This is a genomic window from Humibacter albus DSM 18994, assembly GCF_000421825.1.
Lineage (GTDB): Bacteria > Actinomycetota > Actinomycetes > Actinomycetales > Microbacteriaceae > Humibacter > Humibacter albus.
On the sequence record NZ_ATXT01000016.1, the window covers coordinates 336,059 to 358,813 of the forward strand.

Annotated in this window: 22 protein-coding genes and 1 pseudogene; 5 read left to right on the top strand and 18 right to left on the bottom strand. The window is 68.5% G+C overall.

The window, feature by feature from the left end:
- Nucleotides 1–177: 177 nt before the first annotated feature.
- From H623_RS0113035 to H623_RS0113080, 10 genes and pseudogenes are all read right to left on the bottom strand, one after another.
- Nucleotides 178–1,476, bottom strand: a complete 1,299-nt coding sequence (locus H623_RS0113035) for an ATP-dependent DNA helicase (protein WP_022901377.1) — start codon at nucleotides 1,474–1,476, stop codon at nucleotides 178–180.
- Complete coding sequence (locus tag H623_RS19885) at nucleotides 1,473–3,599, bottom strand: bifunctional copper resistance protein CopD/cytochrome c oxidase assembly protein (protein WP_084485984.1); 2,127 nt, start codon at nucleotides 3,597–3,599, stop codon at nucleotides 1,473–1,475. Before H623_RS19885 ends, H623_RS0113035 begins: the two co-directional genes overlap by 4 nt.
- A gap of 481 nt (nucleotides 3,600–4,080) precedes the next feature.
- Nucleotides 4,081–4,368 (bottom strand): HU family DNA-binding protein, encoded by a 288-nt coding sequence (locus H623_RS0113045; protein WP_022901379.1) that lies wholly within the window; start codon nucleotides 4,366–4,368, stop codon nucleotides 4,081–4,083.
- A 458-nt stretch (nucleotides 4,369–4,826) separates the two neighbouring features.
- Complete coding sequence (rpsN, locus tag H623_RS0113050) at nucleotides 4,827–5,132, bottom strand: 30S ribosomal protein S14 (protein ID WP_022901380.1); 306 nt, start codon at nucleotides 5,130–5,132, stop codon at nucleotides 4,827–4,829.
- Nucleotides 5,133–5,135: 3 nt separating this feature from the next.
- Nucleotides 5,136–5,303 (bottom strand): 50S ribosomal protein L33, encoded by a 168-nt coding sequence (gene rpmG, locus H623_RS0113055; RefSeq protein ID WP_022901381.1) that lies wholly within the window; start codon nucleotides 5,301–5,303, stop codon nucleotides 5,136–5,138.
- Nucleotides 5,303–5,539: a 50S ribosomal protein L28 gene (rpmB, locus tag H623_RS0113060; protein ID WP_022901382.1), complete on the bottom strand. Its 237-nt coding sequence runs from the start codon at nucleotides 5,537–5,539 to the stop codon at nucleotides 5,303–5,305. Before rpmB ends, rpmG begins: the two co-directional genes overlap by 1 nt.
- Nucleotides 5,540–6,016: 477 nt before the next feature.
- Nucleotides 6,017–6,436, bottom strand: coding sequence for a Fur family transcriptional regulator (locus H623_RS19890; RefSeq protein WP_051143226.1), 420 nt, complete (start codon nucleotides 6,434–6,436; stop codon nucleotides 6,017–6,019).
- A gap of 302 nt (nucleotides 6,437–6,738) precedes the next feature.
- A pseudogene (locus tag H623_RS19895) lies at nucleotides 6,739–7,590 on the bottom strand (metal ABC transporter permease); the annotation flags it as partial.
- Nucleotides 7,591–7,595: 5 nt separating this feature from the next.
- Entirely contained in the window at nucleotides 7,596–8,576 is a 981-nt protein-coding gene (locus H623_RS0113075; protein ID WP_425402093.1) for a metal ABC transporter ATP-binding protein, read from the bottom strand.
- Nucleotides 8,573–9,517 (bottom strand): metal ABC transporter solute-binding protein, Zn/Mn family, encoded by a 945-nt coding sequence (locus H623_RS0113080; RefSeq protein WP_022901386.1) that lies wholly within the window; start codon nucleotides 9,515–9,517, stop codon nucleotides 8,573–8,575. The genes H623_RS0113075 and H623_RS0113080 overlap by 4 nt, the downstream gene beginning before the upstream one ends.
- A gap of 229 nt (nucleotides 9,518–9,746) precedes the next feature.
- On the opposite strand from H623_RS0113080, the gene H623_RS0113085 reads away from it, so the two are divergent.
- Nucleotides 9,747–10,688 (top strand): 5'-3' exonuclease, encoded by a 942-nt coding sequence (locus H623_RS0113085; RefSeq protein WP_022901387.1) that lies wholly within the window; start codon nucleotides 9,747–9,749, stop codon nucleotides 10,686–10,688.
- 34 nt (nucleotides 10,689–10,722) lie between these two features.
- On the top strand, nucleotides 10,723–11,613 hold the full coding sequence (locus H623_RS0113090) for a hypothetical protein (RefSeq protein WP_022901388.1): 891 nt from the start codon (nucleotides 10,723–10,725) through the stop codon (nucleotides 11,611–11,613).
- Nucleotides 11,614–11,829: 216 nt separating this feature from the next.
- Here the strand turns inward: H623_RS0113090 and H623_RS0113095 are convergent, their stop codons facing one another.
- From H623_RS0113095 to H623_RS0113110, 4 genes are all read right to left on the bottom strand, one after another.
- Nucleotides 11,830–13,266, bottom strand: coding sequence for a dihydrolipoamide acetyltransferase family protein (locus tag H623_RS0113095; RefSeq protein WP_022901389.1), 1,437 nt, complete (start codon nucleotides 13,264–13,266; stop codon nucleotides 11,830–11,832).
- Between the two features lie 102 nt (nucleotides 13,267–13,368).
- A complete protein-coding gene (locus H623_RS0113100) occupies nucleotides 13,369–14,328 on the bottom strand; it encodes an alpha-ketoacid dehydrogenase subunit beta (RefSeq protein WP_033372002.1) in 960 nt (319 codons plus the stop codon).
- Between the two features lie 77 nt (nucleotides 14,329–14,405).
- Nucleotides 14,406–15,674, bottom strand: coding sequence for a thiamine pyrophosphate-dependent dehydrogenase E1 component subunit alpha (locus tag H623_RS19900; RefSeq protein WP_022901391.1), 1,269 nt, complete (start codon nucleotides 15,672–15,674; stop codon nucleotides 14,406–14,408).
- Nucleotides 15,675–15,679: 5 nt separating this feature from the next.
- On the bottom strand, nucleotides 15,680–16,786 hold the full coding sequence (locus H623_RS0113110) for a histidinol-phosphate transaminase (RefSeq protein ID WP_022901392.1): 1,107 nt from the start codon (nucleotides 16,784–16,786) through the stop codon (nucleotides 15,680–15,682).
- Between the two features lie 164 nt (nucleotides 16,787–16,950).
- Between H623_RS0113110 and H623_RS0113115 the strand changes: the two genes are divergently transcribed.
- Nucleotides 16,951–17,343, top strand: coding sequence for a phage holin family protein (locus H623_RS0113115; protein ID WP_022901393.1), 393 nt, complete (start codon nucleotides 16,951–16,953; stop codon nucleotides 17,341–17,343).
- Between the two features lie 50 nt (nucleotides 17,344–17,393).
- On the opposite strand, the gene H623_RS0113120 is transcribed toward H623_RS0113115, so the two are convergent.
- Nucleotides 17,394–18,968, bottom strand: coding sequence for a hypothetical protein (locus H623_RS0113120; RefSeq protein ID WP_022901394.1), 1,575 nt, complete (start codon nucleotides 18,966–18,968; stop codon nucleotides 17,394–17,396).
- The gene (locus tag H623_RS0113125; protein WP_022901395.1) at nucleotides 18,961–19,227 is read right to left on the bottom strand and encodes a hypothetical protein; all 267 of its coding nucleotides are present in this window, start codon (nucleotides 19,225–19,227) and stop codon (nucleotides 18,961–18,963) included. The genes H623_RS0113120 and H623_RS0113125 overlap by 8 nt, the downstream gene beginning before the upstream one ends.
- A 375-nt stretch (nucleotides 19,228–19,602) precedes the next feature.
- On the opposite strand from H623_RS0113125, the gene H623_RS0113130 reads away from it, so the two are divergent.
- Both H623_RS0113130 and purB read left to right on the top strand, forming a co-directional pair.
- Nucleotides 19,603–20,061 carry a low molecular weight protein-tyrosine-phosphatase gene (locus H623_RS0113130; RefSeq protein ID WP_245558993.1) on the top strand — a complete coding sequence of 153 codons (459 nt, stop codon included), beginning with the start codon at nucleotides 19,603–19,605 and terminating at the stop codon, nucleotides 20,059–20,061.
- Entirely contained in the window at nucleotides 20,058–21,440 is a 1,383-nt protein-coding gene (gene purB, locus H623_RS0113135) for an adenylosuccinate lyase (protein ID WP_022901397.1), read from the top strand. Before H623_RS0113130 ends, purB begins: the two co-directional genes overlap by 4 nt.
- A gap of 268 nt (nucleotides 21,441–21,708) precedes the next feature.
- On the opposite strand, the gene H623_RS19905 is transcribed toward purB, so the two are convergent.
- Nucleotides 21,709–22,065, bottom strand: coding sequence for a hypothetical protein (locus H623_RS19905; protein ID WP_022901398.1), 357 nt, complete (start codon nucleotides 22,063–22,065; stop codon nucleotides 21,709–21,711).
- Nucleotides 22,062–22,664: an HdeD family acid-resistance protein gene (locus H623_RS19910; RefSeq protein WP_022901399.1), complete on the bottom strand. Its 603-nt coding sequence runs from the start codon at nucleotides 22,662–22,664 to the stop codon at nucleotides 22,062–22,064. The genes H623_RS19905 and H623_RS19910 overlap by 4 nt, the downstream gene beginning before the upstream one ends.
- Between the last annotated feature and the right edge of the window lie 91 nt (nucleotides 22,665–22,755).

Here is a 22,755-nt window from a genome sequence, read left to right on the forward strand (position 1 = left end):
CGGTATCTTGCGGTGCCAAATCATCCGATCGGATGACGAACGCGATGGCTCAGCGCATCAGCGGCTCGCGAGTCGGCGGCTCGACGCGTCAGCGGCCCAGCGCGTCAGCGGCCCAGCGCGTCAGCGGCCCAGCGAGTCGGCGGGCCCAGCGCATCGGCGGCTCAGAGCGTCGGCGGCTCAGAGCGTCGGCCGCACAGCGGGCTCCCCATGCATGAATCGGTCGACGTCGCGATCGACCATGATGTCGCTGGGGCGCAGTGGGCGGGTGAGGTAGAGGCCGTCGAGCGTGGTGAGCCGGCTGAGGGCGACATACGTCTGGCCCGGGCTGAAAGCGCGGGCACCGAGGTCGACGATCGCGCTGTCATACGTCTTGCCCTGAGACTTGTGAATGGTGACCGCCCACGCCAGCCGCAGCGGGAACTGCGTGAACTCGGCGGCCACATCTTTCGTCAGCTTCTTGGTGAGCGGGTTGTACGTGTACTTGAACCGTTCCCACACGGTGGGCTCGACCTCGTGCACCTCGCCGTCGACCTCCACGAACACGTTGGAGTCGATGCGCACGACGGTGCCGATGGTGCCGTTCACCCATCTCGGGGCGTCGCCTCCCGCGCCGGTGTCATTGCGCAGGAACATCACCTGGGCCCCGACCTTCAGTTCGAGGGTCTCGTCGGCGGGGTAGTTGCGCTGGCCGAAGTCGCCGGAGATCTCGGCCTTGGCCGTGAGCGCGCGGCCCGGCAGCCGGGCGAGCGCGGACGCGTTGATGCGATTCACCGTGTCGTTGCGGGTCGCCAGCGTGATCGTGCCGTCCCGCGGCGCGGGCCGCGCGCCCATCGCGTTGAGCCGGTCCGCGATCTCTTTGGTGACCACGCCGTGCCGCACCGCGTTGAGCATGTGCTTGAAGTCCAGCTCGTGCTGCCGGTGGATCTCGGTGAGTTCGAAGCGACGCAGGGATGTCTGTTCCCACACCTTCGCGTCGAAGAACCACATCGACCGGTAGTGATCGGCGAAGTACGCGCGCTCCTCCAAGCCGCCCGGTACGGGCGCCAGCTGATAGGGATCGCCGAACAGCACGATCTGCGCGCCGCCGAACGGTTCGTTCTTACGGGCGCGAGCCTGACGGAGGGCACGGTCGATGGCATCCATCAGGTCGGCGTTGACCATGGACACCTCGTCGATCACCAACGTGTCGATGGAGTTGAGCAGCCGGGTGAGCTCTCGCGGCTGGTCGAGATCGTGGTCGGCGATGACACCGATCGGGAGCCGCATCAGGGAGTGGACGGTCTGGCCTCCCACGTTCAGCGCCGCCACACCGGTGGGCGCGCTGATCACGATCTGCTTCTCGGTGCTCCAGCTCAGGTGGTTCAGAAGCGTGGACTTTCCGGTGCCGGCCCGGCCCGTCACGAACACGTGGTCGCGCGTGTTCTCGATGGCGTCGTAGACGGCGTTCTGCTCCGCCGTCAGTTTCACTGCGCTCAACGCTCCGACTCCGGCACAACGGTGGACCCGTCCGACCCGGTGCCGTCGCTTTCGGCGGAAGCGGGACGTTCGGCCGTCAGCACGCCGCCGGCGGCTTCGCGCTCGGCACCGGCAGGAGCACGATCCGCTCCCGCGGACCCTCGCGGTGCACCCCTTCCGTCGGCGACGCCTTCGGATGCCATGCGTTGCAGCATCGCGTTGTACGCCACCAGCTCCGGGTCGCCCGTGCGGTCCGCGAACCGGTCGTGACGCTTCGTCTCCTTGTCATCGCTGCGGCTCCACTGGATCGCCACCACGATCGCCAGCATCAGCGTCGGGATCTCGCCGATGCTCCAGGCGATACCGCCGGCGAGCTGCTGATCCGCCATCGGGGTGTCACCCCAGGTGCGGCCCATGGCGCCGTACCAGTTGGCGAGGAACAGCCCGTTGGCCGTGAGGATGGAGAGACCGAAGAACGCGTGGAAGGCCATCGTGCCCAGCAGGAGCAGGAGCCGAAGGGGATAGGGCGGCCGATACTTCACGGGATCGATGCCGATCAGTGTCTGCGCGAAGAGGTATCCCGTGATGAGGAAGTGGATGATCATCCACTCATGGCCGATGTGGTCGGTTGTCGCCCAGCGGAACAGCGGCGAGTAGTAGAAGACCCAGAGGGATCCCGCGAACAGCGCCGCAGCGACGATCGGCTGGGTGAGTACCGCGGCGAACTTCGAGTGGACGGCGAGCATGATCCACTCGCGAGCCCCTCGGGAGCCGTCGGTGCGCTTCACGATGGTGCGCAGCGCGAGCGTCACGGGTGCGCCGGGCACCAGCAGCACCGGGATGAGCATCGTCAGCAGCATGTGCGCAAGCATGTGGCTGGAGAACAGATACTTCTCGTAGACGTTGATGCCGCCGTTGGTGACCCAGAGCAGTGCGACGATGCCCGCGATCCACGAGATGGTGCGCCCGATCGGCCACTTGTCGCCACGCCGATGAAGGCGCACCACGCCGGCGATGTAGAAGAACAGCGCGAAGGCGCATCCGATCAGCCACAGCGGATCCACGTTGATGCCGGTCAGGTAGTGCTCGAAGGTGAGGGGCGCCGGCAGCGGCTCGCCGGTGAGCACCTCCGCTGGCGTCGGCCGCGCGACCGTCGTCTGCGCGATGGGTGTCGCGGTGCGAGCAAGGGCGGCGGCCACGCCGGAGGCGATACCCATGAACGCGAGCTCCGCTGAGACCATCCACCAGAACGTGCCGCGTCCGCCGCGGCGCTTGAGTCGCCTGATGAGGTATCGCCGCTGCACCATGCCGAAGAGACCCAGCACGACGAGCGCGAGCGACTTGATCAGCACCAGCACGCCGTACGCGGTGAGCAGGTTGCGCAGGGTACCGATGCGCAGGTCGGCGTTGATGATCCCGGAGAACGCCACCACGAAGAAGCAGATGATGGCGAGCGTGGAGAACCGTTCGAGCACCTCCACCAGACGCTCGCCGCGCAGGGACTTGCGGATCAGCACGATCGTGAGCAGCCCGCCGATCCAGATGGCGGCGAAGACCAGATGCAGGCCCAGCGACGTGATCGCCTGGTCGTGGCCTGCTGTGCCGGCGGCGTGGCCGCTCAGCGCCATCGGCACGAGCGAACTCAGCGCGATGACCGTCACGAAGACGAGTAGCGTCTGGTTGCGCACCGCGAAGCACAGCACCGTCGTCACGGCTGCGATGAGCGTGATCGCCAGCCACACCTGTCCGACGGCGACCTGCGTGGCGAACTGGCTGATGCCATCACTGAACTGCTGATCGAACGAGAGACCGGAACCGGTCACGTCGAGGTAGGTGAGCACCCCGGTGACCGCGCTGGCGACGGTCATGATGGCGGCCGAGGCGGCGGCGACATCCAGAGTCTTGTCGAATTCCGGCTTCTGGGGGCTGAGCGCGAAGCAGGCCATGACGAGCGCACCGATCATGCCGGCGGCGCTCAGGTTGACGAACAGATTGGCGACCGGAAGGCCCCAGCGCACGACCGGGCCCGGGTCGAGCAGGGCCGGCGCCGACGCCGCACCACCGTAGGCGAGCGCCGCCAGAATCGCCAGGAGAGCGAACACGACCAGGGCGACGGGACCCGCGACGCGCTGCACTCTCTTCACTCTGTCCAGCGTAGGCGTTGCGACCTGGATGCCCGACGTGACGATGGATGTCTGTGAGCGGCTCTCGCGCGCCGCCGCCGGGGACGCAGAGTGCGGCCACGTACTCCCGGGAGCCGGGCCGCGCCCTTTCTCCTCGGTGACCCCCGTTGTCGTCGGGGCGCCTCGTTGCGGAGCCACCCCGTTGTCACCGAGCTACCCCCGTGGCCATCGGCCACCCCGGGCCGCCTCGTTGCCGAGCCACCCCGTGGCCATCGCGCCACCCCGTTGTCGTCGGGCCACCCCCGTGGCCATCGCGCCACCCCGGGCCGCCTCGTTGCCGGGCCACCCCGTTGTCGTCGGCCCACCCCGCGATTCACGTCAACAGGGCGCGGGTTCGACAAGAAGAGGGTGGCCCCAAGCAGTGTGCCGCTCGACGAGCTATGCGCACGCAAGCGAAGAGGGGACGCCGGCGAACCGGCATCCCCTCTTCAGGCGCTTGTTGCTACTTGACGGAAGCCTTGAGCTTGCTGCCCGCGGTCAGCTTGACGCGGTGGCCGGCCGGGATCTTGATCTCGGCGCCGGTCTGCGGGTTGCGACCCGTACGCGCGGCCGTCTCCGTGCGCTCAGCGGCGAGCCAGCCCGGGATGGTGACCTTGCCCCCACCTGCGACGGTCTCGGCGATGGTCGCGAAGAAAGCGTCGACCACAGCCCCCACGGCGGCCTGGCTCTGACCGGTCGACGCGGCAACCGCGGCCACGAGCTCGGTCTTGTTCAGCGACTTGTCAGCCATTGAGTGTCCTCCTCGGACGTTCTGCTGCGAAGCAGCGTTGGTGTTGAAGTTCACGGCGGTAAGCCGCATGGAGTGGTTTTCGGGGAGGAGTCCCCTGAACCGCCCTCAAAGTACCAAGAAACCGCGGAATCACGCGGATTTCCGACCTATTGAGGGCATTTCGGGCGGTTCGGCGCACTTCAGCGCGTTTCCGGCGCCGGTTATGCACAGAACCAAGGGAGTTATGCACAGGATGCCCATGCTCCCGCGGCCACGCGCTCCACCCGAGTGAACGTGAAACATACGGATCCGGCCGAAACCTCGCTCGTCGCGGGTGGTCTCGGCCGAAGAGGTATGTCTCAGCGACGACGGCGCGCAAAAGGGGCGCCGTCCCGAAGGACGACGCCCCGTGAAGCGTGTTGCGACGCGAGCGGATGTCCGCTCAGGCGTGAGTGCCGGCGAACCGGCTCCTCGACGACCTACCAGCTCGACTTCGTGATGCCGGGCAGCTCGCCGCGGTGGGCCATGTCGCGGAAGCGAACACGCGAGATGCCGAACTTGGTCAGCACGCCACGGGGGCGACCGTCGACGGCGTCACGGCTGCGAAGGCGAACCGGCGAAGCGTTGCGGGGCAGCTTCTGCAGTGCCACGCGGGCCTCTTCGCGCTGCTCGTCGGTCGACTCGGGGCTCACGAGCTGCTTCTTCAGCGCGAGACGCTTCTCGGCGTAACGGTCGACGACCACCTGGCGCTGCTTGTTGCGCGCGATCTTGCTCTTCTTAGCCATGCTCTACCGCTCCTCGCGGAATTCGACGTGCTTGCGCACGATGGGGTCGTACTTCTTCAGCACGAGTCGGTCGGGGTCGTTGCGGCGGTTCTTCTTGGTCACGTAGGTGTAACCGGTGCCCGCCGTGGAACGGAGCTTGATGATCGGACGGACGTCCTGCTGCTTGGCCATCAGATCTTCTCCCCACGGGCCAGGATGTCCTTGACCACGGCCTCGATGCCGCGAGCATCGATCACCTTGATGCCCTTGGCGCTGACGTTCAGAGTGACGTTACGGCGCAGCGACGGCACGTAGTACGTCTTCTTCTGGATGTTCGGGTCGAAACGACGCTTCGTGCGTCGGTGCGAGTGCGAGATGTTGTGTCCGAAACCGGGCACAGCTCCCGTCACCTGGCAGACAGCTGCCATGATTTCCTCCATCGATACCGAAGGGCGGATGCCCTTCCCAAGATCTCTTGTCGGCGCACGCAAACCTGCCCAGGTTCTTCCGAGAAGGGGATTGTGAGCGCGAACTGCGCAGAGGAGCCCGCGCAGACGAAGAACAAGTCTACGCGACACGCCGCACCTGCCCAAATCGAGGCATCCGGGGGGCGCGGGAGCGCGGGGGGCGCGGGAGCGCGGGGGGCGCGGTTCGAGCGGGGGCACGGTTCGAGCGGGGGCACGGTTCGAGCGGGGGCACGGTTCGAGCGGGGGCCGGTTCGGGCGGGGGCACGGTTCGGGCGGGGCCGGCGGCCTCAACAGGACATCGGCCCGAGAACATGCCGGTTCGGCATGTTCTCGGCTAGAGAGCGCGATCTGTCATGTCGGGGGCGTGGCCGCGGATCGGACGGCCGAGGGCGTGACCGCGGATCGGACCGAAGGTGTGCCGCTGCCGGACGGCGGTCGTCAAGTGGGGTGGCCCAACGGGACCGGGGGCGGCGGGAACCGGGAGCACTCCGCGCAGAGCCCGAAGATGTCGACGACGTGGCGGGCGTCGGTGAAGCCGTGCTCGGATGCCACGCGTCCGGCCCACTCCTCCACGTCGTCCGCGGCGATCTCCACCGTCAAGCCGCAACGACGGCAGATCAGGTGATGGTGGTGCCCCGTGGAGCAGGCGCGGTAGAGCGCTTCGCCATCGGGCGACTGCAGCGAGTCCGCCTCGCCCTCCAGCGCGAGATCGGCCAGCGCGCGGTAGACGGTGGCGAGCCCGATAGAGGAACCGTGCTCGCGCAGCTGCACGTGCAGGCTCTGCGCGCTCACGAAGCCCTCGTTGGAGGCGAGGGCTTCGCGCACGGACTCGCGCTGCCAGGTGTTGCGCTTCACGATGCGCCCTCCGATGTGGACCGCGCCTCGGGCGCGACCTGACGCGTGGCGGCGATCGGGCTCGTGCCCGTAGCACGACCACCGACATCACCAGCAGCACCACCAGAACCTCCACCGACGCCCGCAGCACCACCGACACTCGCAGCACCACCGACACTCGCAGCACCAGCACCAGCACCAGTACCAGCAGCACCATGGACAGCCGCGGCGCCGGCGACCGTCGCACCAGCTCCAGCACCGGCTCCAGCACCAGCTCCAGCACCAGCACCAAAGCGAGCACCGCTCGGCACCGCCGACGGCATCCGCCCGTGACTGCTGCGGCGCTTGCGCACGCCCGCGATCACGCGGCACACCACGTAGATCAAGAACGAGATGGTCGTCACGTACGGGCTGATCGGCACCGAACCGCCGAGCGCCAGCATGATGCCGCCCACCATCGACACCATCCCGAACACCACGCTGAGCAGCGGCACGACCAGCGGCGACGACGAGACCTTGAGTGCGGCGGCGGCCGGCGTCACCAGGATCGACAGCACCAGCAGCGCCCCCACGATCTGCACCGAGACGGCCACGGCAAGGCCCAGCAGCAGCATGAAGACGATCGAGAGCGCGCGGGTGGGGACGCCGCGCGCGGAGGCGACGTCGACATCCAGGCTGGAGAACGTGAGCGGCCGCCACACGATGGCGAGGCCGATCACGACGATCACCGCGATCACCAGCAGTGCGCCGATCTGCGGGGTGTCGATGGCCACGATCTGCCCGGTGAGCAACCCGAATTTGTTCGCGGAGCGTCCGGGATAGAGAGCGAGGCACAGGATGCCCAGACCGAGTCCGAAGGGCATCAGCACGGCCGTGATCGAATTGCGTTCTCGGGCCTTGGACCCCAGCAGCCCGATGAGCAGGGCAGCGATCAGCGATCCGACGATCGAGCCCTGCACGACTCCGACACCGAGCAGAAGGCCCGCGGATGCCCCGGCGAACGACAGTTCGCTCACGCCGTGCACCGCGAACGCCATGTCCCGCGACATGACGAACACGCCGATCAGGCCGCCGACCAGACCGAGCATCGCTCCGGCCAGGATCGAGTTGTGCAGCAGCACGACGAGCTGCCCGTAGTCGGTGAAGTTGAAGATCTGCGACCACCAGCCGGCATCCATGTGCGTCACCACGCCCTCCCCTCGTGCGACTCGGCCGCGTGGTGCGGGTCGTGGTGCTCGTCGTGAAGGGAGTGAGGCCCGTCGGGATGCGCGTGCGGGGCATCCGCCGTGCCGACCACGACGATGCGCCCCCGAGTGCGGATGACGTCGACCGGGGAGTCGTACAGCTCGCTGAGCACTTCGCTGCGCAGCACCTGGTCGGGGGTTCCGATGCGGAAACGTCCCCCGGCGAGGTAGAGCACGCGATCGACGAGGTCGAGCACCGGGTTCACATCGTGCGTCACGAACAGCACGCCGAGCTGCCTCTCGCGGCGGTGCCGGTCGATGAGCTCGCTCACCGCGCGCTGGTTCGGGAGGTCGAGCGAGAGCAGGGGCTCATCGCAGAGCAACAGTCGCGGGTCGCCGGCGAGCGCCTGACCGACGCGCAGCCTCTGCTGCTCGCCGCCGGAGAGGAGTGAGATCGGGACCTTGCTGTACGGGGCGGCACCGACGGCATCCAACAGGTCGTCGATTCGCTGATTGCGGCGCTTCGACGGCCAGGAGACTCCCCATCTCTCCCCGTCGAGACCGAGACCGACGAGGTCGCGGGCGCGCAGCGGTGTGCCCTCGTCTGCGAGCTTCTGCTGCGGGATGTACCCGATGCGGCGGTTGCCGCGCGCGACGGGCTCACCGAGAAAGTCGACCGAGCCCGACTCGAGCCGGTGCTGGCCCAGGATGACCTTGAGCAGGCTGGTCTTGCCCGATCCGTTCGCGCCGAGCACGGCGATGAACTCCCCGGCGTGCACGTCGAGGTCGAGGCCCGACCAGAGGGTGCGGTCGCCGAGCCGCAGCGTCGCATCCCGCAGGCTGAGCACGCTCTCGAGGGAGGCCGCCTTCGGCGGGGCGCCGATGGACGACTGCGGCGCAGGCCCTTCGGCGGACAACTCCGGCGCGGAGCCGTCGGCCGGGTGCGCTCGCTCAGGGATGTCGGTGGGCACGGACATCATGATCCTGCCTTCTGCAAGGCGGCGCCGATGGCATCCAGGTTGGCGCGCATCCACGAGATGTAGGTCTTGCCCCGCGGCAGCGTCTCGGTCACCGGCACCACGGGCACGTCGTTCGCCTTGGCCGCGTCGAGCACCTTCTGCGTCTGCGCCCCGGTCGTCTGCTCGTTGTAGGCCAGCAGGGCGACTTTGTGGGACGAGAACAGCGCGAGGGTCTCGTTGAGAACGCTGGGGGCGACATCCGTGTCGTTCTCGATCGCCTCGCTGAACTTCTGGGGTGTCTTGTCGACGAGGCCGATCGCCTCGAGCATGTAGAGGGGCACGGGCTCGGTGATGGCCGCGCCCTCGCCGGCGTACGTCGACTTCAGCTGGGACTCCCTGGTCTGGAGTTCGGCGACGGATGCCGCGAACCTCGTCTCGTTCGCCTCGAACGTCGCCGCGCTGCCCGGGCGCGCCTTCGCGAAAGCCTTCTCGAGCTTCGCCGCCACGTTCGTCACGGTGGGGAGGTCGTACCAGAGGTGCTCGTTGAACTCGCCGTTGGACGGGTTCTGGTCGTAACCGGAGATGTCGGCGGCGTTCAGCACGGTCGGCTTCGTCTTCAGCGCGTGGAGCATCTCGTCGACGAAGTCGTCGTATCCGCCGCCGTTCGTGATGACGACCTGCGCCTTGGAGAGCGCGAGCTGATTCTGGCCGCTGGCGCTGTACTCGTGCGGATCCTTGTCGGGGTCGTCGATGATCGACGTCACCGCGACCTTGTCGCCGCCGATCTGCTTCGCGACGTCGCCCCACACGTTCGTGGAGGCGACGACTGTGATGCGACCGGAGCCGGCGGGACTCGCCGAGGTGCCGGCAGCGGGATCGGCTGAGGCGGAGCATCCGGTCAGCGTGAGGGCGAGTGCCGCGAGGGAGGCCGACGCGGCGAGGGTGAAGGCAGAGCGCTTCATGAAAGGGGGAACCTGTCTAAGTCACGTGGAGATGGATGCCGGGCGCCCTTCGTTCGCGCCCGCTCCGGCCGTCGGTGGCGTGACTGGCGCCGACGGCTTATTGATAATGATACTCAGATGCAACAGTGCTCGTGACCGCTAGTGCGCGCCCTTCGCCTTGGCCGCATTTCGGTGCACTCGGCGAAGGCGACGGCACTCGCCTGTGGCAGGAGGATGCGAGGATCGAGTCATGGGCCGGACGATGCTGCTCGACACCGCTTCCCTGTACTTCCGCGCGTTCTACGGCGTTCCCGAGAGCGTGACGTCGCCGGACGGGATGCCCGTGAACGGCATCCGCGGACTGCTCGACATCATCGCCAAGCTCGTCACCGAGTACGAGCCGACCGCGCTCGTCGCCTGCTGGGACGACGACTGGCGCCCGCGCTGGCGCGTCGAGCTGATCCCGTCGTACAAGGCGCACCGCGTAGCCGAGGCGGTGCCCGGCGGCGTCGACGTGGAGGACACGCCCGAAGGACTCGTGCCGCAGGTGCCGGTGATCAGGGAGCTGCTCGGTCTGCTCGGCATCCCGATCGTGGGCGCCGAGCAAGCCGAGGCCGACGACGTGATCGCCTGCCTCGCACGCCGCGCCGCCGACCGGAGTGAGGGCTCCGTCGATGTGGTCACCGGCGATCGCGATCTGTTCCAGCTGGTCGACGACGACGCCGGCGTGCGCATCGTCTACACGGCGCGCGGCATGAGCAAGCTCGAGATCGTGACGAATGCCGTCGTCGAAGCGAAGTACGGCATCTCGCCGAGGCAGTACGCGGCGTTCGCGGCGATGCGGGGCGACCCGTCCGACGGGCTGCCCGGTGTTGCGGGCGTCGGCGAGAAGACAGCGGCGGGACTGCTGCGCGAGTACGGCGACCTGAACGAAATCCTCACCGCCGCAGGCGACGCAGGGAGCGCGATGGCGGCGGGCGTGAGGGCGAAGCTGGCGGCATCCGCGGAGTATCTCGAGCGAGCCGTGCCCGCGATCGCGGTCGGCGAGCGCGTGCAGCTGCCGCCGGTCGACGGGACGATACGGGCGTTGGATGCCGCGCGGAAGGCATCCGTGCGGGAATTCGGGGAGCGCTACGGGCTCGGCGGCCCGTTGGACCGGGCGCTGAAGGCGCTGGCCGCTCGCGTGGCCTGACGCCCGACGACGCGGGCCCGGAATAATGGGGCCGGTGGATGCCACGCCGACCCCCGATGAGCCCGACGCCGCCGACGCGAGGGGGATCGCTCCCGACAAGAATCGGCCCAGTGCCACGACCGGCACGGATGATGACCCGGCGACCACGGGCAAGGATGTGTTGCGGCTCTGCGTCACGGTGCCGGCGATCGTGACGCTGGGCGCTGGGGTGATCATCACCGTCGTCGGAGAGATTCTCGCGATCCCCGACGCCGAGGGTGACACCGTGTGGGGCAACCTCCCCTTCCTCGGACCGATCCTGGCGGGGATCATCGCGGTGCTGCAGCCGCTGTGGCGCCCGCCGCGTACTCTCGCCGCGTTCTTCGGACCGCTGTTCCTCCTTCCTCTCGCCGCCGCGGTGCTGTGCTCGATCGCCTCGATCGTCGTCTGGGTGATGCCGTCGTTCCAGTCGGCAGTGGCTGCGGCCACGTCGACCGACGGTTTCCACTACTGGTTCGACGGAGGCGCGCCGTGGCCCGCGTTCCTTCTCGTCGGTTATGCCGTAGGACTGATCATCGGGCTCATCGCGTTTCTCGTCGTGTCGCTTCCCGTCATCGTGATGACGAACACTCGTGAGTTCGTCGTGATGAACATGCTCGATCGTGACCCGCAGTATCTGCGCCGCAACCGCATCAGTGGAATCGCGCTTTCGCTGACCTTGCTCAGCGTGTTCGGCGTGCCGAGCGGTTTCGTGTTCGGGTACCCCGCCGTCGGATGGATCTTCGTGGTGCTGGGCGTGGCGTCCTGCGCCACCGTGGTCCTCACGCAGCGAGTCGACCGGCGACGCCGTGCGGAAGCACTCGGCGATCGACGCGTCGGCCTCGAGCTCCCGCGCACGAACGACAAGGCTGCGAGGCCCGACGCGACCGAGCACGGCGACAGCTGAACGCTGCCATCACCACCCAACACGCTCCACAAGGCGGCGGCGTGCACGCCGCCGAACGCGACACGTACGAGAGCCGACCGCCGCGCGCCCGGCGGGGACGGGCACCACCCTCGCAACGCAACACGCTCCACAAGGCGGCGGCGTGCACGCCGCCGAAGGCGACACATACCCAAGCCGACCGCGGCGCGCCCGGCGGGGACGGGCGCGCAAAACAACTCAGTCCAGCAGCAGCGCCGGCTCCTCGATGATCGACGCGACGTCCGCGAGGAAGCGGCTGGCGACATCCCCGTCGACCACGCGGTGATCGAAGGATGCCCCGAGCGTGGTCACGAAACGCGGCCGCACCTCGCCGTCCACGACCCACGGCTTCTGCTTGATGGTGCCGAGCGCCACGATCGCCACCTCGCCGGGGTTCAGGATGGGCGTTCCGGTGTCCATGCCGAAGACGCCGATGTTGGTCACCGTGATGGTGCCGCCCGCCATGTCCTTCGGCGGGGTCTTGCCGTCCCGCGCCGTGAGCGTGAGGTCGCCGAGGGCGCTCGCGAGTTCGAGCATGCTCATCGACTGCGCTTCCTTCACGTTCGGCACGATGAGCCCGCGCGGGGTCGCGGCGGCGACGCCGAGGTTCACGAAGTGGTGAACGATGATCTCCTCGTCGGTCCACGTCGAGTTCACGGTGGGGTTGCGGCGCACGGCCCAGATCATGGCCTTGGCCATGATGAGCAGCGGTGACACCCGCACGCCCGCGAAGTCCGGCGACTTCTTGAGCCGCTGCACGTACTCCATGGTGCGCGTGGCATCCACATCGACGAACAGGCTCACATGCGGCGCGGTGTAGGCGCTCTGCACCATGGCCGTGGCGATCGCCTTGCGCACGCCCTTCACGGGGATGCGGTCCTCGCGGGCATCCGGCCATGCCGGCGTCTGCAGATTGTGGAACACGCTCGCCTGGCTGGCCTGCCGAATGACGTCGTCGCGCGTGATCTCTCCGGCGATGCCCGTGCCGGCCACGAGCGCCAGGTCGACGCCGAGGTCTTTCGCGAGCTTGCGGATCGGCGGCTTCGCCACCACGGGCACGGCTCGCGCGGCCGGGACCAGGTCGGCGGCCGCCGGAACATGGCGCCCCTGCTCGGGCGACCGCGCCTGACTACGGCGCCGGCTCGTGCCGTGCCCTGCCGAGCCGTAGCCCACGAGCACCGCGCCCGGCTTGGGCTCGTCGCCGTCGCGTTCGATGAGCGTGGATGCCGCCGCCTCCGCAGCCGCTGCGGCCTCGGCACGCGCAGACCCTGCCGCTGCGCCGGGAGCGGGAGCGCTGGCATCCGCTGCGCTGTTCACATCGGATGCCTGCGCCTCGTCGTCGACTTCGATCACATTGTCGAGACCCTCGGCCTCGAGCACGGCTCCGCCGGAAGCGCCGGCTCCGACGATGATGATCGGGGTTCCGACCTCGACGGTCTGACCCTCGTTGACGAGCAGTCGATCGACGACGCCGTCGAACGGCGAGGGCAGCTCGACGAGCGACTTGGCGGTCTCGATCTCGCACAGCACGTCGTTGACGTGCACGCTGTCGCCTGCGGCGACCTTCCATGAGACGATCTCGGCCTCGGTGAGGCCCTCGCCGACGTCCGGCAGCAGGAACTCGGACTCGGTCATGGCACTCCTCGCGTTGCGGGCTGAAGTCGGTGGGTGGATCAGGTCTGTGAACGGATCAGGTGCGAGCCCTCGCGTCGATCACGACGACCGGACGGGAAGGCATCAGTACGCCAGCGCCCTGTCGACCGCCTCGAGCACGCGGTCCGCGTCGGGCAGATAGAGGTCTTCGAGCTTGGCGGGCGGGAAGGGGGTGTCGAAGCCGGCGACGCGCAGCACCGGGGCCTCGAGTGAGTAGAACGCCTTCTCGGCGATGGTGGCCGCCACCTCGCTGCCAACGCTCACGAACCCCTGGGCCTCCTGCGCGACGACGAGGCGGCCGGTCTTGCGCACGGACCCGAGCAGCGGGCCGAAGTCGATGGGCGACAGCGAGCGCAGGTCGACGACCTCGACGCTCGTGCCCTCCTCCGCCGCGATCTCGGCCGCGCGCAACAGCACGCTGACCATGGCGCCGTGGCCGACCACCGTGACATCCGTTCCGGTGCGCACCACGCGGCTGGCGTGCAGCGGCACGGCGCCGGTCTCGAAGTCGACCTCGCCCTTCGGCCAGTACCGGCTCTTCGGCTCGAGGAAGACGACCGGGTCGTCGGAGGCGATGGCATCCTGAATCATCCAGTACGCGTCGTTCGGCGTGGACGGGCTCACGACCCGCAGTCCGGGAGTGTGCGCGAAGTACGCCTCGGGGCTCTCCTGGTGGTGTTCGACGGCACCGATGTGGCCGCCGTACGGGATTCGGATGACCACCGGCATGCGCAACGCGCCTTCGTGCCGCGCGGTGATCTTGGCCAGCTGGGTGGTGATCTGGTCGAACGCGGGGAACACGAATCCGTCGAACTGGATCTCGCACACCGGCCGGTACCCGCGCATGGCCAGGCCGATGGCGGTGCCCACGATGCCCGCCTCGGCGAGCGGGGTGTCGATCACGCGCCGCGCGCCGAACTCGTCCTGCAGGCCCTCGGTGATGCGGAACACGCCGCCGAGAGCACCGATGTCTTCGCCCATGAGCAGCACGCGCGGGTCGTCGGCGAGCGCCTGGCGCAGCCCGGCGTTCAGCGCCTTCGCCATCGGCAGGCTCGCGGTCCCGGTGCGGAACGGCGTGCGAGCGGATGTCCGACCCGCCTGCTGCGCGGTCGTCACGTCGGTCATGCTCCCGCCCCCTGCGTCGTGGCGGCACCAGCCGTGCCGGCGGCCGTACCGACCTCCGCCTCGAACGACTTCTCGTAGCGCTCCAGCCACGCCTGCTGCTCCACGAGGCCGGCGTGCGGCTCGGAGTAGACGTGCTCGAAGATCAACTCTGCGGTGGGCGCGACCAGTTCCAGCGTGCGACGGCGGATGTCTGCGGCATAGTCGGCCGCCTCCTCGTCGATGGAATCGAACCACTCGTCGCCGACACCGCGGGACGACAGGAACGTGCGCATGCGGGCGATCGGGTCGCGGCCGCGCCAGTGCTCATCCTCGTCGGAAGTGCGGTAGCGGGTCGGGTCGTCGCTCGTGGTGTGCGCGCCCATGCGATAGGTGACCGCCTCGATGAGGCTCGGACCGCGGCCGCCGCGCGCGGCATCCAACTGTTTGGCCGACACGATGTAGCTGGCCAGCACGTCGTTGCCGTCCACCTGGATGCCGGGCATTCCGAAGCCGCCCGCGCGGAGGTAGAGCGGCGCACGGGACTGCGTCTTCACCGGCACCGAGATGGCCCACTGGTTGTTCTGCAGGAAGAACACCTGCGGGGTCTGGAAGCTGCTGGCGAAGACGAACGCCTCGCTGACCTGGCCCTCGGAGCTGGCGCCGTCGCCGAAATAGACCATGACGGCTTCGCGGGCGGAGGCATCCGGCTCTGCGTTGCCGACACCGCCGTGCACGCTGACCGCAGCCGGGCTCGTCCGGTCGAGGGGGGCAGCGGGATTCGTCCGGTCGAGGTCGATGCCCATGGCGTAGCCGGTGGCGTGCAGCGCCTGCGTTCCGAGCACGAGCGTGTAGACCCGCACGTTGCCGTTCTTCGGGTCGGTGGGGTTCCAGCCGCTGTTGGTCACGCCGCGCATGACGCGAATGATGTCGAGCGGGTCGACGCCGCGGATGGTGGCCACGGCGTGCTCGCGATACGACGGGAAGATCGTGTCCTGAGGCGCCGCAGCGCAGGCGGATCCGACCTGGGCGGCCTCCTGTCCGCTGCTCGGCGGCCACAGGGCGAGCTGTCCCTGGCGCTGTAGGTTGGTGGCCTCGGTGTCGAAGCTGCGCACGCGCACCATCTCACGGTAGAAGCGCGAGTAGTCGTCGTCGGTCAGCTTTTCGAGGTACGGCAGGAACTCGGTCGCGGCATCCGTCGGTTCGAATCGACCGTCGTCGGTCAGCACCTGCACCGTCGCGGAGGAGAGTCCCGTCGATGACGCGAATCGGTCGTTCGTTGCAGACATCCTCACTAACCTAACCGCTCACCTGCGGGCAATTTCCGTAGTGTCTCGACAAGGGTTTCCGCGGTCTTTAGAACAGCATCCACAGACTCCTCTTCGCCCACCCCCACGCGGATGCCATATGGCGCGAACCCGCGCACCGCCAGTCCGGCGTCGAAGAACACGTCGGCGCAGTACGGCGTGTGCTCGCCCGTCGGCAGCCACACGAAGTTGCCCTGCGCCTGCGGAACGTCCCAGCCCTGCGCCAGCAGCCCGTCGCGCAGTCGGCCGCGGCGCTCCGCGATGACCGCGACACGTTCGAGCAGTTCGTCCTCGCGTTCCAGGGATGCCAGTGCCGCCGCCTGCGCCGTATCGGTCACGCTCATCGGGATGGCCGTCGCGCGCGCCGCGTTCAGCAGCCGCTCGGGCCCGACCGCGTAGCCGATGCGCAGACCGGCCAGGCCGTATGCCTTGGAAAATGTGCGGAGCACGATGAGGTTCGGATATCTGCCGATGAGCGCACGGCCGTCCACGTGGCCCGGGTCGGTGACGAATTCCACGTACGCCTCGTCGAGCAGCACGAGCCGGTCGGAGGGCACCTGCTCCATGAACCGTTCGAACTCCGCGGCGGTGACGATAGGCCCCGTCGGGTTGTTCGGCGTGCAGACGATGATGGCGCGGGTGCGATCGGTGATCGCGGCGACCATGCCGTCGAGGTCGTGCCGCGCGTCGGGAAGCAGCGGAACCGTGACGCTGGATGCCCCGGCCACCGTCACGAGACCGGGATACGCCTCGAAGGATCGCCACGCGTAGAGAACCTCGTCGCCGGGACCGGCGGCCGCGCTGATCAATTGCGCCAGGAGCGCCACGGATCCGGCGCCCAGGTGCACCTCTGCTGTGCCGACGCCGAATCGCTCGGCGAGGCGGTCGCGCAGAGCGAGAGCCGCACCGTCGGGATACCGGTTCAGCGCGGTCTTCGCGCGGACGGCATCCAACACCCCGGGCAACGGGTGGAACGGGTTCTCGTTGCTCGACAGCTTGAATCCGTCTTCAGCGGGCACCCGGCCCTGCGCGTAGGCGGCGAGGCCGGCGATCTCCGGGCGCAACAGCACCCGTTCGACGTTCTGGGGATCCACACCGACAACTTACCCGCGGCGGTATTCCCCGAGCCGAAAACGAGCTGTGCCGAGCTGTGCCGAAAACGAGCTGTGCCGAAAACGAGCCGAGCCGCAACACGCTGTGCCGCAACCCGCTGTGCGCACCCCTTTCCCGGCGGCCCCCGTCCTGGAACACTGTGGGGATGAAGTTTCTGCTGAAGCTGATCATCAACGCGTTCGCGCTCTGGGTGACCACTCTGATCGTCGCCGGCGTGACGGTGGAGTCGTACGACCCGTCGAACGGCACGTTCTCGCTGATTCTGACCTATCTGCTGATCGCGCTCATCTTCGGACTCGTCAACGGCATCGTCGGCACGGTGCTGCGCATCGTCGCACTGCCGCTGTACATACTGACGCTCGGTCTCATCTCGCTGATCGTGAACGGGCTGCTGCTGCTGATCGTGTCGTGGATCAGCGACGCCATGGGCTTCGGGCTGCACGTCGACGGCTTCTGGGCCGGTGTCTGGGCGGCGCTCATCCTGGCGATCATCAGCTGGCTGCTGGGCCTCATCTTCCGGCCCGCGCTGCGGCGGTAACGCAGCCGCCGCAGCAGATGCGGCGCGTCTGAGCGTTCCGCTCCGTCGCCTCACCACGCTCCACCACCGCCGCTCGCGTGCGGCACGTTCGGTCCGGCGAGATGCACCCGGGTCCCCTGATAGAGCCCGGCGTCGCCGGCGCCACCGTGCGGGAGGGTTGCCAACGCAGCGGACAGGCGGGCGTCGCTCGAGGCATCCATCTTCTGCGCCGTGAGCGCGTACTCCTTCATCAGGTGAGCATCGATCGGAGAGGAACCTGCCGGAATCTCGCCTGTGAACGTCTGACGCGTGACGACGATGCGGTCGCCGCCGTGCGCGTCGTCGGCCCGGGGCTCTCCGCCGAGCGCCGGTACGAGGTCGTCGGTGTGCTCGACCGCCACGTCGACGGTGCCGTCGGCGACATCGATGCCGGCAGTCGGTGACCCGAAGGTCACGAGTGCTGGAATGTCGTAGTCGCCCGACGTCGCAATGCTCGTCGCCACGATGCCGCCCTGGGAGTAGCCGACCGGGATCACGGTGTCGCCCGGCTTCACCCCGGCCTGCGCCATCGCTTCTTCGGTGGTGCGCAGGGATGCCGGATCACCCTGCGCCACGCCGATGAGGTCGCTCGTGATGTCGAAGGGCTCGCCGGTGGCGACCGGACTCGTGTCGACCGTGCCGCCGACGTAGACGATGTAGGTCGATTCGCCGGCCGCATCCGAATAACGCTCCACACGCACCTGCGGCGCGTCGGCCCGCGTCGGAGGAACGCGTGCCGCGAGGTCCGCGAAACCCGTCGGCGGTGCCACGGCTGCCGACGAGGCGCGGCGCACGTGCACGGGGGTGTCCTTCAGCAGACCGAGCGCCGCGCCGGCGCCAACGACCAGCGTGGCGGCGCCGTGCAGCCCGAACGCGCCGTCACCTCTGTCGTCGACGGATGCGACGAGGTTGAGCGGAAGGCCGAGGGCGCCCAGCATCGCGTCGTCGGCGGCCGAGACGGCGAACCGGATGAGCGAGACGACGCGCGGATCACGCAGCAGAAAGGCGCGTGACTCGGCAAGCTCACCGAGGCCGGACAGCACGACGCGAGCAGCCTGCGGAGCTTGGCGTCCGGCCGCGAACAGCGTGGTGAGCGCCAGCAGCAGACTCGGCAGCGAGGCGATTCCGATGGCTGCCATCAGCGGCGCCAGTGTGCCCAGTGCCCAGCCGCTGATCGTGGAGAGGTCGGCGATGCCGGCGCCGGCGCGACGATCGGCGTCGTCGTAGAGGTCGGCGGCCGTGCCGAGCTCGTCGGCGAGCCTGTGGGAGTCGGCCGCCGCTGTTCGGATGCCGTGGGCGGCCGCGTTCGCGAGCCTCGCTGCAGCCGGTCCGGTGGACCCGACCGTTTCGGAGGCGCTTCCGGCCGGCATCCCGGTCGCAGCCATCCCCGCTGAGGCGGTCACCGAGGAACCCATCCCCGAGGAGGCCATCCCCACTGACGTGAGCGTGGACGCTCCGGCTCCGGTGGCCAGCGCGAGCGCGGGGCGCAGCGCATGGTCGACGTCGTCGAGCTCATTGCCGATCGCCGCCAGCGTCGCCCGTGCCGCACGCAGCGCCTCTGACGACACCCGCGTGCTTCCGCCGGTGATCGTGATACCGCTACCCATCGCGGAAGCCTCTCCCTCCTCGTGATGCGGTCGTTCCCGACGCAGTGCCCGCCGACGTCGCTGCCAGTGCGGCAGCGCGAGCCGCCACGTCGAGAGCGTCGGCGGTGAGTTCGAGCGTGGTGAGGGCATCCCGCATGCTCCGGCGAAGCTCGTCGACTCGAGTGCGGAACCGGCGCTGTGCTTCGGAGCGCCACTCGAGGGCGTCAGCATCGGGCAGCTGGGCGATGTTCGCCGCAAGCTCCGTGCGCGCGTAGTCCACCGCCGACTGCGCGGCGGCGAGCGATGTCGGGTTCAGACGACCACCTCCTCTTCTGCCCGGCTCCGCCTGCGCGTCGGGGTGTTCCGGCCTCGTTTCCTCCAGCCTGGTCGGATCGCCGGGCCCGGATGCCGGCGATGCGGCACATCGGGGAGAACTCGGCGTCTCACAGACGTGGGGACGACAAGGAGCGATGCGCGAGGCATCCCTCACCTGCAGCACAATGGAGGCATGAGCTTCGCGCCGGACCCGATTCGGGCGCAGTCGCCGCAGGCCGAGTCCCTTGACGAGCACGTCGTGGATCCGAATGAGCCGACGCCTGTGGCGCCGCGCTTCCGACTGTGCTTCGTGTGCAGCGGCAACATCTGCCGCTCGCCGATGGCCGAGGTCGTCTTCCGCGAGCTGGCCGAGCAGGCCGGCGTCGCCGACCGGGTGCAGGTCTCGTCGGCCGGCACCGGCGATTGGCATGTCGGGGAGCAGGCCGATCCGCGGGCGATCGACGCCATGGCTGCGCACGGGTATGACGGATCGCTGCACCGCGCCCGGCAGTTCGATCCGGAGTCGTTCGCCGACCTTGATCTCGTCGTGGCGCTCGACCGCAGCCATTTCCGCATCCTCAAGAACTGGGCCACGAACGACCTCGACCGCAGCAAGGTGCAGTTGCTGCGCAGCTTCGAGAGTCCTCGATCCGATTCCCTGGATGTGCCTGACCCCTACTACTCCGACCACAGCTTCTTCGCGGCAGTGCTGGGAATGATCGAGCGCGCCGACCGCGCTCTTCTCGACCAGCTCGCGCCCGCGTTGCGCACGCCGACCCCTCAGCAAGGACGACCATGACTTCTCTTCCTCCCCAGCCGCTCAGCCCGCTCGACGGCCGCTACCGCGTCGCCGTCTCCGCGCTCGGCGACTACCTCTCCGAGGCCGGCCTGAACCGTGCCCGCGTGCAGGTCGAAGTCGAATGGCTGCTATATCTGACCTCGCACCGCATGTTCGGGAGCGAACCGCTCAGCGAGGCACAGGCATCCGCTCTGCGTGCCCTCGTCACCGACTTCGGTCAGGACGAGATCGACCGGCTCGCGACGCTCGAGGCCACCACCCGGCACGACGTGAAGGCCGTCGAATACCTGGTGCGCGAGAAGCTGCGCGAGCTCGGCCTGGATGCCATCGCCGAGCTCACGCATTTCGCGTGCACGAGCGAGGACATCAACAATCTCTCCTACGCGCTCACGGTGAAGTCCGCGGTGTCGCAGATCTGGCTGCCGAAGCTGAACTCCGTGGTCGACGCCCTGCACGCCAGGTCACTGGAGATGCGGGATGCCTCCATGCTCGCCCACACGCACGGCCAGCCCGCGACGCCCACGACGATGGGCAAGGAGTTCGCGGTGTTCGTGTACCGCCTGCAGCGCATCGCCGGGCAGATCGCCGCCGGCGAGTACCTCGGAAAGTTCAGCGGTGCGACAGGAACGTTCTCGGCGCACGCAGTGGCCGATCCGAGCGCCGACTGGCCCTCGATCTCTGAAGAGTTCGTCACGTCGCTCGGCCTCACCTGGAATCCCCTGACCACGCAGATCGAGTCGCACGACTGGCAGGCAGAGCTCTACGGCCGCGTGGCGCATGCGAACCGCGTGCTGCACAACCTCGCCACGGATGTCTGGACCTACATCTCGCTCGGCTACTTCCGTCAGATCCCGCAGGCCGGTGCCACCGGCTCGTCGACCATGCCGCACAAGATCAACCCCATTCGGTTCGAGAACGCCGAGGCGAACCTCGAGCTGTCGTGCGCGGTGCTCGACTCGCTCGCCTCCACGCTCGTCACGAGCCGCATGCAGCGCGACCTCACCGACTCGACGACGCAGCGCAACATCGGCGTCGGGCTCGGGCATTCGCTGCTCGCGCTCGACAACATCCAGCGGGGCCTGACCGAGATCGCGCTCGACGAGGATGCCCTCACTCGCGATCTCGAGACCAACTGGGAGGTTCTCGGCGAGGCCATCCAGACGGTGATCCGCGCCGAGGTCACCGCCGGACGCTCCTCGATCAGCGATCCGTACGCGCTGCTGAAGGAGCTGACACGCGGCAAGCGGGTCGACCGCGAGGGACTGGCCGAGTTCATCCGAACGCTGGACATCGGCGAGGGCGCCAAGGCCCGTCTGCTCGCGCTGACTCCCGCGGGATACGTCGGGCTCGCGCCGCAGCTGGTCGACCGGTTGGGGTAGTGCGGCGGGCCCTTCGGCCGCAGACCCGGGTGCGGCAGACGGCGGCGAAAACAGCAAGGTCGGCTGAGAACAGCAGCGTCTCTGCTGTTCTCGCCGCGAACCCGCGATCGTTGCTGTTTTCGCGACGATGCGACAATTACGCGGCGCGTCACGCGTCGGGGCGCCAGCCGTGCGACACGTCACGCGCCACAGCACGTCAGGCGCACAGCACGCCACGCGCGCCGCGGGTTATGCGTACGGCGCGTAGCAATCCGGCGCCGTCTGGGCGTCAGTCGTGCGGATTACGCGGGGCCGTGGGGCCCGACCCGTCGGCGGTGGGGCCGTCCGTCGGGCGGTGAGCACCGGCATCCGGAAGTTCAGGATGCTCGTGGTTCTGCTCCGCGAGATCCTGTCGCTCGTCCTCGTCGGGCTTGGATCCGAGCACGAAAAGCGCGATCACCACGAGCGTCACGATGAACGCGACGCCGAAGAACACGAGGGCCAACAGCGGCTCGCGCGTGGACAGCAGCACGATCAGGCCGACGAACAGCGCCAGAACCGCAGACATCCCGACGAACTCCGCAGGACGCATGCGGTCTCGCAGGCTGGGTGTGCGCCCCTCGGGCGTCTTCTTGTCGTCGCTCACGCGTGTCTCTCCGATGCGTTCTCGTCCGTGTTCTCGTCGACGGCGTTTTCGTGCGCCAGGCCGAACTTGAGGGTGAAGGCCCCGATCCCCACGTAGACGCCGACGATGACGGCGTAGGCGCCGAACAGACCGACGGTCAGGAGCGCGTCGGAGGGGATGAGCAGGTAGACGATGGCGAGGATCACGGTCAGCCCGCCGATGACCATCCAGTCGCGAGACTGCTCCGCGCGGCGGCGGCCGCGCACGCCGCAGTACAGCTCGGCGAACCCGGTGAGCAATGCCCAGACGCTCACGCCGTAGAGAAGGACACCGAGTCCGGCACCGTTCAGCACCAGCGCGGCGACGCCCATGACCACGCCGAGTGCGCCCTGTGCGACGAAGAGCCACTTGGTGAGCGCGTCTTTCAGCAGCAGGCCGCTGACGCCGACCACGATGCCCTCAACGAGCGCGTAGCCGCCGAAGACGAGCAGACCGACTCGCGATGAATGCTCGGGATCGAACGTGATGAACCCGCCGGCGACGAGCGCGACGATCGCGCGCACGAAGGCGGCGATCCAATAGCGATCGGCGCTGGCGCGCTCAGGCGCGGCTGTACTCACGGGGCTTCTTTCGTGCGAGGGTCTTCGGGTCCGGCGCTCGATTCGGCACGCGGGGAACAGCCGGATGCCGGAACCGCCTCGATTCTATCCG

What these genes read in the sequence shown, in the direction of transcription:
- purB (WP_022901397.1), top strand. Translation starts at nt 20,058, where the DNA reads ATGACTTCTCTTCCTCCCCAGCCGCTCAGCCCGCTCGACGGCCGCTAC.
- H623_RS0113075 (WP_425402093.1), bottom strand. Translation starts at nt 8,576, where the DNA reads ATGATGTCCGTGCCCACCGACATCCCTGAGCGAGCGCACCCGGCCGAC.
- H623_RS0113045 (WP_022901379.1), bottom strand. Translation starts at nt 4,368, where the DNA reads ATGGCTGACAAGTCGCTGAACAAGACCGAGCTCGTGGCCGCGGTTGCC.
- H623_RS0113120 (WP_022901394.1), bottom strand. Translation starts at nt 18,968, where the DNA reads ATGGGTAGCGGTATCACGATCACCGGCGGAAGCACGCGGGTGTCGTCA.
- H623_RS0113115 (WP_022901393.1), top strand. Translation starts at nt 16,951, where the DNA reads ATGAAGTTTCTGCTGAAGCTGATCATCAACGCGTTCGCGCTCTGGGTG.
- H623_RS0113100 (WP_033372002.1), bottom strand. Translation starts at nt 14,328, where the DNA reads ATGGCGAAGGCGCTGAACGCCGGGCTGCGCCAGGCGCTCGCCGACGAC.
- H623_RS0113080 (WP_022901386.1), bottom strand. Translation starts at nt 9,517, where the DNA reads ATGAAGCGCTCTGCCTTCACCCTCGCCGCGTCGGCCTCCCTCGCGGCA.
- H623_RS0113085 (WP_022901387.1), top strand. Translation starts at nt 9,747, where the DNA reads ATGGGCCGGACGATGCTGCTCGACACCGCTTCCCTGTACTTCCGCGCG.
- H623_RS0113095 (WP_022901389.1), bottom strand. Translation starts at nt 13,266, where the DNA reads ATGACCGAGTCCGAGTTCCTGCTGCCGGACGTCGGCGAGGGCCTCACC.
- rpsN (WP_022901380.1), bottom strand. Translation starts at nt 5,132, where the DNA reads ATGGCTAAGAAGAGCAAGATCGCGCGCAACAAGCAGCGCCAGGTGGTC.
- H623_RS19900 (WP_022901391.1), bottom strand. Translation starts at nt 15,674, where the DNA reads ATGTCTGCAACGAACGACCGATTCGCGTCATCGACGGGACTCTCCTCC.
- rpmB (WP_022901382.1), bottom strand. Translation starts at nt 5,539, where the DNA reads ATGGCAGCTGTCTGCCAGGTGACGGGAGCTGTGCCCGGTTTCGGACAC.
- rpmG (WP_022901381.1), bottom strand. Translation starts at nt 5,303, where the DNA reads ATGGCCAAGCAGCAGGACGTCCGTCCGATCATCAAGCTCCGTTCCACG.
- H623_RS0113130 (WP_245558993.1), top strand. Translation starts at nt 19,603, where the DNA reads ATGGCCGAGGTCGTCTTCCGCGAGCTGGCCGAGCAGGCCGGCGTCGCC.